At 68.6% G+C, this 13,276-nt stretch carries 12 protein-coding genes and 1 pseudogene; 8 read left to right on the top strand and 5 right to left on the bottom strand.

The features are described from left to right. Positions 1–37 precede the first annotated feature (37 nt). A complete protein-coding gene (gene paaK / locus ABT115_RS13510) occupies positions 38–1,324 on the bottom strand; it encodes a phenylacetate--CoA ligase PaaK (protein WP_351788051.1) in 1,287 nt (428 codons plus the stop codon). A gap of 114 nt (positions 1,325–1,438) precedes the next feature. On the opposite strand from paaK, the pseudogene ABT115_RS13505 reads away from it, so the two are divergent. Then, positions 1,439–1,732 (top strand): annotated as a pseudogene (locus tag ABT115_RS13505) (alpha/beta fold hydrolase); the annotation flags it as partial. A 29-nt stretch (positions 1,733–1,761) separates the two neighbouring features. Here ABT115_RS13505 and ABT115_RS13500 read toward each other — a convergent pair. Continuing rightward, positions 1,762–3,390, bottom strand: coding sequence for an FAD-dependent oxidoreductase (locus ABT115_RS13500; RefSeq protein ID WP_351788049.1), 1,629 nt, complete (start codon positions 3,388–3,390; stop codon positions 1,762–1,764). A gap of 267 nt (positions 3,391–3,657) precedes the next feature. Here ABT115_RS13500 and ABT115_RS13495 point away from each other — a divergent pair, with 267 nt between their 5' ends. The 7 genes from ABT115_RS13495 to ABT115_RS13465 all read left to right on the top strand — a co-directional run bounded on the left by ABT115_RS13495 (position 3,658) and on the right by ABT115_RS13465 (position 8,963). Further along, a complete protein-coding gene (locus tag ABT115_RS13495; RefSeq protein ID WP_351788048.1) occupies positions 3,658–4,779 on the top strand; it encodes a SchA/CurD-like domain-containing protein in 1,122 nt (373 codons plus the stop codon). Positions 4,780–4,855: 76 nt separating this feature from the next. Then, positions 4,856–5,290, top strand: coding sequence for a cupin domain-containing protein (locus tag ABT115_RS13490; RefSeq protein ID WP_351788045.1), 435 nt, complete (start codon positions 4,856–4,858; stop codon positions 5,288–5,290). Continuing rightward, complete coding sequence (locus ABT115_RS13485) at positions 5,287–6,555, top strand: beta-ketoacyl-[acyl-carrier-protein] synthase family protein (RefSeq protein ID WP_351788042.1); 1,269 nt, start codon at positions 5,287–5,289, stop codon at positions 6,553–6,555. The genes ABT115_RS13490 and ABT115_RS13485 overlap by 4 nt, the downstream gene beginning before the upstream one ends. Further along, positions 6,552–7,802, top strand: coding sequence for a ketosynthase chain-length factor (locus tag ABT115_RS13480; RefSeq protein WP_351788039.1), 1,251 nt, complete (start codon positions 6,552–6,554; stop codon positions 7,800–7,802). The genes ABT115_RS13485 and ABT115_RS13480 overlap by 4 nt, the downstream gene beginning before the upstream one ends. 16 nt (positions 7,803–7,818) lie before the next feature. Further along, positions 7,819–8,076 (top strand): phosphopantetheine-binding protein, encoded by a 258-nt coding sequence (locus ABT115_RS13475; RefSeq protein ID WP_351788037.1) that lies wholly within the window; start codon positions 7,819–7,821, stop codon positions 8,074–8,076. Between the two features lies 1 nt (position 8,077). Beyond that, positions 8,078–8,557 carry an SRPBCC family protein gene (locus ABT115_RS13470; protein ID WP_351788035.1) on the top strand — a complete coding sequence of 160 codons (480 nt, stop codon included), beginning with the start codon at positions 8,078–8,080 and terminating at the stop codon, positions 8,555–8,557. Between the two features lie 70 nt (positions 8,558–8,627). Then, entirely contained in the window at positions 8,628–8,963 is a 336-nt protein-coding gene (locus tag ABT115_RS13465) for a TcmI family type II polyketide cyclase (protein WP_351788033.1), read from the top strand. A 67-nt stretch (positions 8,964–9,030) separates the two neighbouring features. On the opposite strand, the gene ABT115_RS13460 is transcribed toward ABT115_RS13465, so the two are convergent. From ABT115_RS13460 to ABT115_RS13450, 3 genes are all read right to left on the bottom strand, one after another. Then, the gene (locus ABT115_RS13460; protein WP_351788031.1) at positions 9,031–10,101 is read right to left on the bottom strand and encodes a methyltransferase; all 1,071 of its coding nucleotides are present in this window, start codon (positions 10,099–10,101) and stop codon (positions 9,031–9,033) included. Positions 10,102–10,136: 35 nt separating this feature from the next. Next, complete coding sequence (locus tag ABT115_RS13455; RefSeq protein ID WP_351788029.1) at positions 10,137–11,234, bottom strand: right-handed parallel beta-helix repeat-containing protein; 1,098 nt, start codon at positions 11,232–11,234, stop codon at positions 10,137–10,139. A gap of 333 nt (positions 11,235–11,567) precedes the next feature. Next, complete coding sequence (locus tag ABT115_RS13450) at positions 11,568–13,196, bottom strand: acyl-CoA synthetase (RefSeq protein ID WP_351788027.1); 1,629 nt, start codon at positions 13,194–13,196, stop codon at positions 11,568–11,570. Positions 13,197–13,276: the final 80 nt, after the last annotated feature.

The following is a 13,276-nucleotide window of genomic DNA, read 5'->3' as shown; positions in this document are numbered from 1 at the left end:
TCGTCCGCCCCCGGCCAGACGGGACTTTCGAAACACGCTAACGCCCGCGCTCGTCCACGATCCGCTTGAACTTGCCGACCGACCTCTCCAGCGTCTCGGGATCGACGATCTCCACCCCGACCGATACCCCGATCCCGTCCTTGACGGCCGCCGTGATCGATTCGGCGGCGGCCATCCGCTGCTCCGGTGTGGCCTCGGCCCGTGCCTCCGCCCGTACGGTCAGTGCGTCGAGGCGGCCCTCGCGGGTCAGTCGCAGCTGGAAGTGCGGCGCCACCCCCGGTGTGCGCAGCACGATCTCCTCGATCTGGGTCGGGAAGAGATTCACCCCGCGCAGGATCACCAGATCGTCACTGCGCCCCGTCACCTTCTTCATCCGCCGGAACACGCGTGCCGTGCCCGGCAGCAGCCGGGTCAGGTCCCTCGTCCGGTAGCGGATCACCGGCATGGCCTCCTTGGTGAGCGAGGTGAAGACCAGCTCGCCCTCCTCGCCGTCCGGCAGTACGTCACCGGTGAGCGGATCGACGACCTCCGGGTAGAAGTGGTCCTCCCAGATATGCAGGCCGTCCTTGGTCTCCACGCACTCCTGCGCGACTCCGGGTCCCATCACCTCCGAAAGGCCGTAGATGTCGACCGCGTCGATCGCGAACCGCTCCTCGATCTCGCGCCGCATCTCCTCCGTCCACGGCTCGGCACCGAAGATCCCGACCCTCAGGGAAGTCGTCCGCGGGTCGACATCCTGCCGCTCGAACTCGTCGAGGAGCGTCAGCATGTACGACGGCGTCACCATGATGATCTCGGGCCGGAAGTCCTGGATCAGCTGGACCTGACGGGTCGTCATGCCACCGGAGGCCGGGATGACCGTACAGCCGAGCCGTTCCGCCCCGAAGTGTGCTCCCAGCCCACCGGTGAACAGCCCGTATCCGTACGCCACATGGACCTTCTGCCCCGGGCGGCCGCCGGCGGCCCGGATCGAGCGGGCGACCACGTCCGCCCAGGTGTCCAGGTCCCGTTCGGTGTAACCGACCACGGTCGGACGGCCCGTCGTCCCGCTGGACGCGTGAATCCTCCGTACGCGGTCCTCGGGCACAGCGAACATACCGAACGGGTAGTTGTCCCGCAGATCCGCCTTGGTCGTGAAGGGGAAGCGGGCGAGATCGGCGAGCGTACGGCAGTCGTTCGGGTGCAGCCCGGCCTTGTCGAACGCGGACCGGTAGTGGCCGACGTTCTCGTACGCGTGGTGCAGCGTGGCCCGCAACCGCTCCAGTTGGAGTGCCGCCAGCTCGTCCCGGCCCAGTCGTTCCGCCGCGTCCAGCAGAGCCGTCATCCGGATCTCCCTCTTCACTGCAGTCGACCGATCGTTCGGTCGATCTTTTGGTAGCAGTAATTCAGGTTGCTCCGCCGCATGGCAAGAGGGGCGACACAGCTCATCTCTTCCCGCAGCGTGCAGGCCGGTGGCACCCGGCTCGCCTACCGGGTGTGGGGGGATCCGTCGGCACCGCCCGTCGTGCTCGTACACGGTCGTAGCGGCGACAGCAGGACCTGGACCGAGATCACCGAACGCCCGCCGACGATCGGCGGCGGCCCCGCCAGCCAGATCTCCCAGGAAAGGCTGGTCTGGATGGCGGGGCGGATACCCGGTGGCCATTTCGTCACCATCGAGGCCGGACACCTCGTCCACACCGAGCGGCCGGACGAATTCCTCGCGGAGCTGAGGTCGTTCGGTCTGGTCTGAGCCTTCCCCCGGGCGCCCCGCCGGCAGGGTCAGGGCCGGTGCAGCAGGGAGGTCAGGACCTCCTGAAGGGTGGCCTCGGCGTCGGCCACGGAACCCGTTGAACGCCAGGCCACGAATCCGTCGGGGCGCACCAGCACGGCGCCTTCGGGCGTCGTGCCGTGGATCTCGGCCCAGTCGGCGCCGTTCTCCGGTTCCAGATCGGCGCCCGGGCCGATGCCGTAGGCCGGGAGCCGTACCGAGAGCCGCTCGGCCACCTGTGCCGCGGCCCGCCGCCACACCGTGTCCTCACCGTCGGTGAGCAGCACGAAGGTGTGCTCGTACAGATCCAGAGTGGACTTGCGATCACCGGCCTGACGGACCCACATATGCGGCGCCCGGCTGCCGGGCTGACCGTTGAGCTGCATGCCCTGCGGCACCACCGGCTGCTGCGGATCGGCACCCAGCACGGCGCCGCGGACATATTGGTAGCCCAGTGCCACGGTGAGCATGCCGCCCTGCTTCCTGCCGCCCACGCCCGGCGCCGCCGCGTATCCTGGGTGACTGTGCTCGCTGGAGCGCGCCGAGGCCCGCGCGCTCGTCGCCTGCGCCACCGGCAGTCGCTCCGGCTCGTAGGTGTCCAGCAGACCCGGGCCCGCCTCGCCCTTCAGTACGGCGGCGAGCTTCCAGGCCAGGTTGTGCGCATCCTGAATACCGGTGTTGGAGCCGAACGCCCCGGTGGGGGACATCTCATGGGCCGAGTCCCCGGCGAGGAAAACCCTGCCGGAGGCGTACCGCTCCGCGACCCGCTCCGCGGCGTGCCACGGGGCCTTGCCGGTGATCTCGATGTCGATGTCCGGAGCGCCGACCGCCGTGCGGATGTGCTCGGCACATCGCTCGTCGGTGAAGTCCTCGAGAGTTTCGCCGAGTTGAGGCTGCCACGGCGCGTGGAACACCCACTCCTTCTTGTTGTCCACCGGCAACAGGGCCCCGTCCGCTGCGGGGTTGGTCAGATAGCAGACGATGAAGCGCCGGTCGCCCACTACATCGGCGAGCTGCCGGGAGCGGAAGGTGATGCTGACGTTGTGGAAGAGATCGCCGGGACCGGTCCGGTCGATGCGCAGATGCTCGCGGATGGGGCTACGCGGCCCGTCGGCCGCGATGAGGTAGTCCGCGCGCACACTGATGTGCTCTCCGGTCTCGCGGTTCTTGAGTTCCGCTTCCACTCCCGAACCGTCCTGGTCGAAGCTCTGCATTTCGGTTGAGAATCGCAGGTCACCGCCCTGCTCGCGGGCCAGTTTCACCAACACGGGTTCCAGATCGTTCTGGCTGCACAGGCACCAGCCGGTCGGGCTGAAGCGGGCAAGTCCGCCACCCGGGTCAATCTCCTTGAACAGCCATTCCTGGTCGTCCCCAGTGAGCGAGCCGGCTTGCAGAATGCCGTGGTTGTCGGCGAGGACCGAGGCCGCCTCCCGGATGCCCGGCTCGGCACCCGCCGTGCGGAACACCTCCATCGTCCGCACGTTGTTGCCGCGTCCGCGAGGGTGTGTCGAGGTAGCTCGGTGCTTCTCGACCAGCAGATGCTCGATGCCGAGCCGGCCGAGGAAGAGTGAGGCGGACAGGCCCACCAGGGAGCCGCCCACAATGAGGACCGGTACGCGAATGTCGACGTTCTCGTTCATCAGTTGCTCCAGCTCGGACGCCGTTCAGATGCATTGTTCAATGCCCTTGTCTCGGCGGTTCGGACGGCCGCTCACCTGAACGGTTCATAAATCTCGCGCCACCCGGACCAGCGTTTCACGATCGGTCACGGAGACGATGCCCGCAGTCACGGGGATGAACCGATCACATCAGCCCGGAGAGTCCCCGCTTCGAATCCACACGCCAACCGACGGTTGACGGCATGCCATCCGGCCTGACCACGACACCGTCTCGAAGGAGATCGAAAGATGACCGCCACCCTCTCGGAACGGATCTCCCAGTCCGCCTTCGACGGTTCCAGGCTGCGTGTCGTGCTGCTGCTGGACCTCTACGACGGGGCCCAGCAGCAGTTCCTGGAGGCGTATGAGCACCTGTGCAATCAGGTGGCATCCGTCCCCGGACACGTCAGCGACCAGCTGTGCCAGTCGATCGAGAACCCTTCACAGTGGCTGATCACCAGCGAATGGGAGAGCGCACCGCCGTTCCTCGCCTGGGTGAACAGCGAGGAGCACGTCCAGACCGTTCAGCCGCTGCACAACTGCGTACGCGACACCCGTTCGCTGCGTTACAGCATCCTGCGGGAGACCGGTAAGGCGTTCGATCTGGCTCCTCAGGCGGCCAAGGGCCGGCTGCAGGCGTCACCCCGGCTCGGCGACGGAGTGGTGCGCCACGCACTCACCTTCACGGTCAAGCCGGGGACGGAGGACATCGTGGCGAAGATCCTGGCCGATTACGACTCACCGAGCGCTCGTGTCGACGAAGTTACCCAACTGCGCCGTACGTCGCTCTTCATGCACGGAAACCGAGTCGTGCGGGCGATCGAGGTCGAGGGCGACCTCCTCGCGGCCCTGCGGCACGTCTCCCGGCAGCCCGAGGTCAGGGCCGTCGAAGAGGCCATCAACCCCTATCTGGAACAGGACCGGGACCTCAGCAACCCGGACTCCGCCCGGATGTTCTTCACCCGGGCGGCGCTCCCGATCGTCCACCACGTCACCGCGGGCCGGCACAAGGCTGAGGACGTCCGCCGGCACGCACTCTGCTACCAGGCCAAGGAGGGCTGTGGCATGGCACTCGCCCGGCTGCTCGCCGGCCACGACGAAGAGGCGGCCGACGACCCGGCGAGCATCATCGCCAGCAGCACCATCTTCCAGCGTGACGACGTCGTCGTCCGCCTCCTCGAAGCGGTCGGACCGATCGACGCGCAGCCGGCCCAGGTAGTCGGCATCGACGGACCCGGCAAGGTGGCCAGGCTCGGACGTCTCCTCGACGCGGACGCGACCGCCGTCCCCACGACCGAGCAGGGGATCTCGCACTTCCTGACGGAGTCCGAGATGACCCTGGTCACAGATCGGCGGGCCATGGAGTCCTGAACCGCGCATCCGCACCCTGGGGGGTTCTCGCTCAACCCGTCAACACAACGCGCAATGCGCCAGGAGGAAAGCAGTCATGACCATGCACCGGCCACGCATCGTGGACCTCAGCGAGACGCAGCCCAACCGCAGGCGCGGAGGCGACCTTCGAGCCATGCTCACGCCGACGGCGGTGGGAGCAACCAGCGGTTTCATGGGGCTGGCCATCGTTCAGCCCGGCGACCGCATCGGCGAGCATTATCACCCGTACTCCGAGGAGTTCGTGTACGTCGTGAACGGTCTCCTGGAGGTGGATCTGGACGGTGAACCGCACCAGATGCGGCCCGACCAGGGCCTGCTGATCCCTCCCCATGTACGCCACCGATTCCGAAATGTGGGCGATGTCGAGGCACGCATGGTCTTCCACCTCGGCCCCCTCGCCCCGCGCCCGGAACTCGGCCACGTCGACACCGAGCACACGGAGTCCGCCGAGCGCGTCGCGCCGCCGGAACGAACCGAGGCCGCCTCATGACCCGCCGCGTCGGAGTCACCGGTGTCGGCGTCGTGGCCCCCGGGGGCATCGGCGCGCCGGCCTTCTGGGACCTCCTCGCGAACGGACGCACCGCGACCCGGGGCATCACGCTCTTCGACCCGGCCGGCTTCCGCTCCCGTATCGCCGCCGAGTGCGACTTCGACCCGGCGGCGCACGGACTGGACGCGGACCAGGTCGCCAGATCGGACCGGTACGTCCAGTTCGCGATGGTTGCCGCCAGGGAGGCCCTCGGCGACGCGGGGCTCGATCTGGAGAAGGTGGACCCCTGGCGGATGGGTGTGTCGCTGGGCACCGCTGTCGGCGGCACCACCCGACTGGAGCACGACTACGTCGCCGTCAGCAACAGCGGCGCCCGCTGGGACGTCGACCACCGGCCGGCCGGTCCCCATCTGGAGCGGGCGTTCTCACCCAGCACCCTCGCCTCGGCGGTGGCCGAACAGGTCGGCGCACACGGCCCGGTGCAGACCGTCTCCACGGGCTGCACCTCCGGTCTCGACGCAATCGGGTACGCCTTTCACTCCATCGAGGAGGGCCGCGTCGACGTCTGCATCGCCGGAGCGTCCGACTCACCGATCACCCCGATCACGGTGGCGTGCTTCGACGCGATCAAGGCCACCTCGGCGAACAACGACGACCCCGAGCACGCCTCCCGGCCGTTCGACTCCCGCCGCGACGGCTTCGTCATGGGAGAGGGCGGAGCGGTGCTCGTACTGGAGGAGTTGGAGCACGCCCGGGCCCGCGGCGCGACCGTGTACTGCGAGATCGCGGGCTACGCCACCTTCGGCAACGCCTACCACATGACCGGGCTGACCCCCGAAGGGCTGGAGATGGCCGAGGCGATCAACCGGGCCCTCGACCACGCCCACATGGACGGCTCGCGGATCGACTACGTCAACGCACACGGCTCGGGCACCAAGCAGAACGACCGGCACGAGACGGCCGCCGTGAAGCGGGCACTCGGCGCGCACGCCTACGACGTACCGATGAGCTCGATCAAGTCCATGGTCGGCCACTCGCTGGGGGCAATCGGGGCCATTGAGATTGCCGCCTGCGTACTCGCCCTGGTGCACCAGACGGTGCCGCCGACGGCGAACTACGAGAGTCCGGACCCGGAGTGCGACCTCGACTACGTGCCCCGCACCGCACGTCCCCTGAAGCTGCGCAGCGTCCTTTCGGTCGGCAGCGGGTTCGGCGGCTTCCAGTCCGCGGTGGCCCTGACGAGAACAGGTGGGAGGACACCATGAGAACCCGTAAAGCGCGGCGCACCGTCGTCACCGGTATCGGTGTCGTCGCCCCCAACGGCACCAACACCGAGGCCTTCTGGAAGAGGACGCACGAAGGGATCAGCGTCCTCGACCGGGTCACCCGCGAGGGGTGCGAGCAGCTTCCGCTGCGGGTCGCGGGCGAGGTGCGGGGCTTCGAGGCGGTGGAGCTGATCGAAGAGCGCTTCATCGTCCAGACCGACCGGTTCACGCACTTCGCGATGGCTGCCGCGGACATCGCGCTGGACGACGCCCGACTGGGCCGCGCCGACTACGAGAATTCGCCGTTCGACGTCGGCGTGGTGACCGCTGCCGGGTCCGGGGGCGGCGAATTCGGTCAGCGCGAGCTCCAACGGCTGTGGGGACAGGGATCCACCTACGTGGGTCCCTACCAGTCCATCGCTTGGTTCTATGCCGCCAGCACCGGCCAGATCTCGATCCGTGGCGGCTTCAAGGGGCCGTGCGCGGTCGTGGCCAGCGACGAGGCGGGCGGTCTGGACGCGCTGGCGCATGCCGCCCGTTCGATCCGCCGCGGTACTGAAGCGGTGGTGGTCGGTGCGGCCGAGGCACCGCTGGCGCCCTACTCGGTCGTCTGCCAGCTCGGGTACGAGGACCTGAGCACCAGCGACGACCCCGCCCGCGCCTACCGGCCGTTCACCTCGGACGCCTGCGGCTTCGTGCCGGCCGAGGGCGGCGCGATGCTGGTCGTCGAGGAGGAGCAGTCGGCCCGTCGGCGCGGGGCCCGTGTCCGGGCCGAAATCACCGGGCACGCTGCCACGTTCACCGGAGCGTTCCGCTGGGAGGAGTCCCGGGAGGGCCTCGCCCAGGCGGTCATCGGCGCCCTGCGGGAGGCCGACTGCGCGCCGGACGAGATCGACGTCGTTTTCGCGGACGCACTCGGCGTACCGGCAGCCGACCGCGCCGAGGCGCTCGCGATCGCGGACGCACTCGGCGCGCACGGCCGGCGGGTACCGGTGACGGCGCCCAAGACCGGCATTGGGCGCGCCTACTGCGGTGCGCCGGTGCTGGATGCGGCCGCCGCCGTGCTCTCCATGGAGAACGCGCTGATCCCGCCCACCCCGAACGTCTACGACGTGTGCCACGACCTTGATGTGGTCACCGGCCAGGCGCGCCCCGCGGAACTGCGGACGGCGCTCGTGCTCAGCCGCGGGCTCATGGGCTCGAACGCGGCGATGGTGCTGCGGCGCCCCAACGACATCCAAGTGTGATTAAGGAGAAGTCCTCATGACCGATCGACTGACCTACACGGAACTCGCCGTCCTCATGAAGAAGGGCGCCGGGCTCACCGTCGACCCGCGGGACATGGAGAAGCGCCCCGGGTCCGCCTTCGACGAGTTCGGCCTCGACTCGCTCGGCCTCCTCGGCATCGTGGGCGTGCTGGAGAACCGGCATGGCAGGGCGCTGCCGGCCGATGCCGACCGCTGCAAGACCCCCGAGGAATTCCTCGACCTCGTCAACAACACCCTCATGACTGGAGCCTGAAGTGTCCGGACACACCGAGAACGAGATCACCATCGCCGCCCCCTTGGACCTCGTCTGGGACGTGACGAATGATCTGGAGAACTGGCCGCGGCTGTTCAGCGAGTATGCCGCGGTCGAAGTCATCGAACGGGACGGCGACAGCACGACGTTCCGTCTGACCATGCACCCCGACGAGAACGACAAGGTGTGGAGCTGGGTCTCCGAGCGCACCGTCGACCGCGCCGGACGTACGGTCCGCGCCCGCCGTGTCGAGCCGGGCCCGTTCCAGCACATGAACATCCGGTGGGAGTACTCGGAAGTCCCCGGCGGTACGAAGATGCGCTGGGCCCAGGACTTCGCGATGCGGCCCGACGCACCCGTCGACGACGCGTGGATGACCGACAACATCAACCGCAACTCCAAGGTCCAGATGGAGCTCATCCGGGACAAGATCGAGCAGCGCGCCCGGGAGCGCCGCACCGCCTCGGTCACTGCACGCTGATCTGCCGTCCGCCCACGACTCGCCGCCCGGCCGCCCGGCCGGGCGGCCGGGACCAGAAAGGCATCCCACGATGCACCACGCTCTGATCGTCGCCCGGATGGCACCGGATTCGGCGCCGGACATCGCCGAGCTGTTCGCCGCCTCCGACAGCAGCGAACTGCCGCACCTCGTCGGAGTCACCAGGCGCAAGCTCTTCCAGTTCGGTGACGTATACCTGCACCTGATCGAATCGGAACGCCCGCCGGGCCCCGAGATCGCCAAGGTGACGGAGCACCCGGCGTTCAAGGACATCAGTGACAAGCTCACCGCCTATGTGAGCGCGTACGACCCGCAGACCTGGCGCAGCCCCAAGGACGCCATGGCCCATGAGTTCTACCGGTGGGAGCGCGGCAGCTGCAACGCTTGAGAACATAGGAAATCGCCCCGGGTCCGGCCCGCCGGACCCGGGGCGATTTCCTGTGCGGGGTAGGAGATCAGTCGGGCACCACGCATTCGAACGCGTGGAGGTAGGCGTTGACCGGGACGACCTCGCCGATCAGCAGCCCGGCATCCGAGATCCGGCTGACCAGGCTTTCCCTGGTGTGCTTCGCACCGCCGACATTGAGGAGCAGCAGCAGGTCCATCGCGGTGGTGAACCGCATCGACGGGGTGTCGTCGACGAGGTTCTCGATGACGACGACCCTGGCTCCGGGGCGGGCTGCCGCGACGATGTTGCGCAACGTCCTGCGCGTGCTGTCGTCGTCCCACTCCAGGATGTTCTTGATGATGTAGAGATCGGCCTCGACGGGGATGTCCTCGCGGCAGTCCCCTGCCACGATACGAGTCCGGTCGACGAGCGGCCCCGCGTCCCGAAGCCGGGCGTCGGCCCGCGCCACCACACCCGGCAGGTCCATCAGGGTGCCGCGGAGCGATGGGTGCTTCTCCAGCAGACTTGCCAGTACGTGCCCCTGGCCGCCGCCGATGTCCGCTACCGCGGACACGCCGGTGAGGTCAAGGAGTTCGGCGACGTCCAGCGCGGACTGGATGCTCGAGGTGGTCATGGCCCGGTTGAATATCTGGGCCGACTCGTGGGCGTCCTGGTGGAGGTAGTCGAAGAACCCCTTGCCGTGCACGTCCGCGAAGACGCTCTTTCCGGTACGCACCGCGTCGTCGAGGTGCGGCCAGATCTCCCAGGTCCAGGGCTCGGTGCACCACAGCGAGATATCGCGCAGGCTGTTCGGGTCGTCCTTGCGCAGCAGGCGGGACATCTCGGTGTGGGCGAAGCACCCGTCCGGGGTCTCAGTGAAGATCCCGTAGCAGGACAGGGCGCGCAGCAGTCGGCGCAGGGGCACCGGCTCGGTCTTCACCAGCGTCGCGAGCTCCTGCGCGGTCGCCGGTGTCTCGCCCAGCGCGTCGGGGACGCCCAGCCGGGCCGCGGCGCGTATGGCGGCTGCGCGGGCCGCTCCGAAGACGATCTCGCGCAGTTGCATCGCCGGCTGAGGTGTCGTGACGGGGTGCGGGAGGGGTGCGTGTACGGGGGTGGGTGTGGGACTCACAGTAGTCATGCTGTTTCGCTTCTCCTCGTGCGGGGATGCACCGGTCAGCACATCCCGGTCGGTGTGGACTTCGTGCAGACGTTGGCGACGAAGGTGTTGCCCTTACCGGTGTCGCCATTGGCCAGGTCGGCCGGCTTGTTGCCGAGCGCGACATTGCCGCTGATGGTGTGGCCGATGTTCTTCGTGCCCACGACGCTCTTGAACAGCACGACGCCGCCGGAGAACGGCGAGGAGCCCACGTTGTTGCTGATCGTGTTCCAGCGCACCTTGGTGTCCGCGGCGCCGGTGAGTACGATGCCGGAACCCTGGATGGCGGGCAGCCGTTTGGTCTTGGGGCAGTACTTGTTGTTGTCGTTGATCTGGTTGGCCTGGACCGTCATGGCTCCGGCCTGCGGCTTGCCCTCGTCGCCCACGACGAACACACCGTTGCAGTTGCCGGCGAAGGTGTTGTTGTGGACCGACAGGTTTCTGACGCGTCTGGCGGTGAAACCGATCCGGTTGTCCGTCAGCGTGTTGTCCTGGAGCTCGGTGCCGCGGGTGTCGGTGGCGCCGCCCTCTTCGTCGACGGTGTTCGCGACGAAGATGCCCGCGTCGCCGTTGGCGCGGGCGGTGTTGCCCGTGAACCGGCCGCGGGTGGAGCGCTCCTGGGCGATGCCCCAGACGCCGTTGTGCTCGGAGGCCACCCGCCGGACGGTCAGCCGGTCGGTCCAGGAGGCCCAGATGCCGTTCTTCTTGAATCCGGAGACGTTGAGCGAGTCGATGCTCACGCCGTCGACGGTCCGGCCCTTTTTGCCCAGGACGCAGATTCCGTTGCCGGCCTTCGCGCAGGCGTCGGTGGACTGCGTGTTCGTCGCCGGGGGCTTGATGACGGTCCGGCCGGCGAGGCCGCGCAGGGTCAGGTTCGGCTTGTCGATCAGGACGCTCTCCCGGTAGGTGCCGGGCAGGACGACGACCGTTTCGCCCGGCTTGGCGGCGTTCACCGCCTTCTGGATCGACTCGCCGGGGTGCACCACCCGCGGGCTCGCGGCGGTGGCGATGGCGGTGTCGGAGGTGGAGGTGGACTCAATGACCGCCGCCGCACCGATTCCTGCGGCCGAGACGACCGCGACCGCGACAAGGCTCGTGATGTGTCGTTTCCTCATGAGCCGAAGTTATGGGCGATTTCCCCCTATTGCCACATAGGGTGAGCGTATGGGTGCAGAGCGCGTCCGAATGGCTTACGCCGGGCCCGCCGCCCGCCCGCCGCCCGCCCGCCGCCGGCCGCCCGCCGCCGGCCGCCCGCCGCCGGCCGCCCGCCGCCGGCCGCCCGCCGCCCGCCGCCGGCCGCCCGCCGCCGGCCGCCCGCCCGCCGCCTGCCGCCCGGAGCGGACACGCGACGGCGTGCTCGGTGATCCGGGCCGGAGCCCGTGCAGGTGTCCCTCGGGTGAACCGGGCCAGGCGCCATCCGGGTGACATTCGGTCCTCGGTTCGCGGTCTCAATCCTCGGGTCCGCGCCGGGGCGCGACGACCGATCGCGCCCACCGGTAGTCGGCCTTGCCGCTCGGCGAGCGCTGGATCTGCGGGGTGATCACCAGCCGGCGGGGGATCTTGTAGCCGGCCAGTCGGGTCCTGCAGTGTGCCTGGACGTCGTCGAGCGACGGCTCTGCCGCCCCTTCGCGCAGCTGCACCACCGCCGCGACATGGTTTCCCCACCGCTCGTCGGGCACACCGGCGACCAGCGCGTCGTACACGTCCGGATGGGCCTTCAGCGCCTGCTCGACCTCCTCGGGATACACCTTCTCGCCCCCAGTGTTGATGCACTGCGAACCACGGCCGAGGACCGTGACGATGCCGTCCGCGTCGACGGTCGCCATGTCACCGAGCAGAACCCAGCGCTCGTTGCCCCTGCGGAAGAACGTCTCCGCGGTCTTCTGCGGGTCGTTGTAGTACCCGAGTGGCACATGGCCGCGCTGGGCGATCCGCCCCGGCTCGCCCGGAGCCACCGGCTTGTACGTCGCCGGATCGACCACCGCTGTACGGGAGTTGACCTGGAGGCGGAACCCCTTTTCCGGGCCCGAGTCGGCCGTCGCAGTACCGTTGAAGCCGGACTCCGACGACCCGAAGTTGTTGAGCAGCATCACTGTCGGCACCAGCGCCTGGAACTCCGCACGCACCGATTCCGACATGATCGCGCCCGAGCTGGATACGGAGAACATCGACGAACAGTCGGTCCCCTTCAGTGGACCCTTCAGTGCGTCGATCAACGGCCGCAGCATCGCATCGCCCACCAGGGACACGCTGGTGACCTTCTCCTTCTCGATCGTACGGAGGACCTCCTGGGGCACGAACTTGCGGTGGATCACGACCCGCTGCCCGAAGTTGAAACCGATGAACGCGGTGAGCGTCGAGGTGCCGTGCATCAGTGGGGGAGTGGGGAAGAAGGTGATCCCGTCACCGCCCGCGGCCACCCGCTCGGCCAGCTCTTGCGGGGTCTTCACCGGCTCGCCGGTCGGCGCGCCGCCGCCGAGGCCGGAGAAGAAGAGGTCCTCCTGGCGCCACATCACTCCCTTGGGCATTCCGGTCGTGCCGCCGGTGTAGATGATGAACTGGTCGTCGGATGACCGCGGCGGGAAGCCGCGCTCCGGGCTCCCGGCCGCCTCGGCGTCCGTGAACGCCACGGCTTTTGGGCTGCGGACACCCGCCGCCGGTGCCCCCACCCGGATCAGGTGATGGAGGGTCGGGGCCTGCGGTGCGGCGGCCGAGACCCGTTCGTCGAACTCGGCATCGAAGACCAGGGCCGCCAGATCCGCATCACGGTAGAGGTACGCCAACTCATCTTCCACGTAGCGGTAGTTGACATTGACTGGGACGATGCGTGCCTTGAGGCAGGCCAGCACCGTCTGGAGGTATTCGACCCCGTTGTAGAGGTGCACCCCCAGATGCTCGCCGGGGCTGATACCCGCCTCGATCAGATGGTGGGCGATGCGATTGGCAGCCGCGTCCAGCTCCGCGTAGGTCAGCCGGCGCTCCGCACCCGTACCGGGATGATCGAGGTAGACGAGCGCCTCGCGTTCCGGGACCGCGTCGACGACAGACTCGAACAGGTCGGCAAGGTTGTACTCCACCGTTCCTCCTGACCCCGGATGCAGACTGGCTCGGCGGTCATTAGAGCGCCGGGAGGCACAAGTGGGAAGGGGTGCTGTCG

Origin of the sequence: Streptomyces sp. NPDC001832 (assembly GCF_040297265.1) — a bacterium.
Lineage (GTDB): Bacteria > Actinomycetota > Actinomycetes > Streptomycetales > Streptomycetaceae > Streptomyces.
The sequence above is the reverse complement of the archived record's forward strand: the minus strand, read 5'-3'. Positions and strand labels throughout refer to the sequence as shown.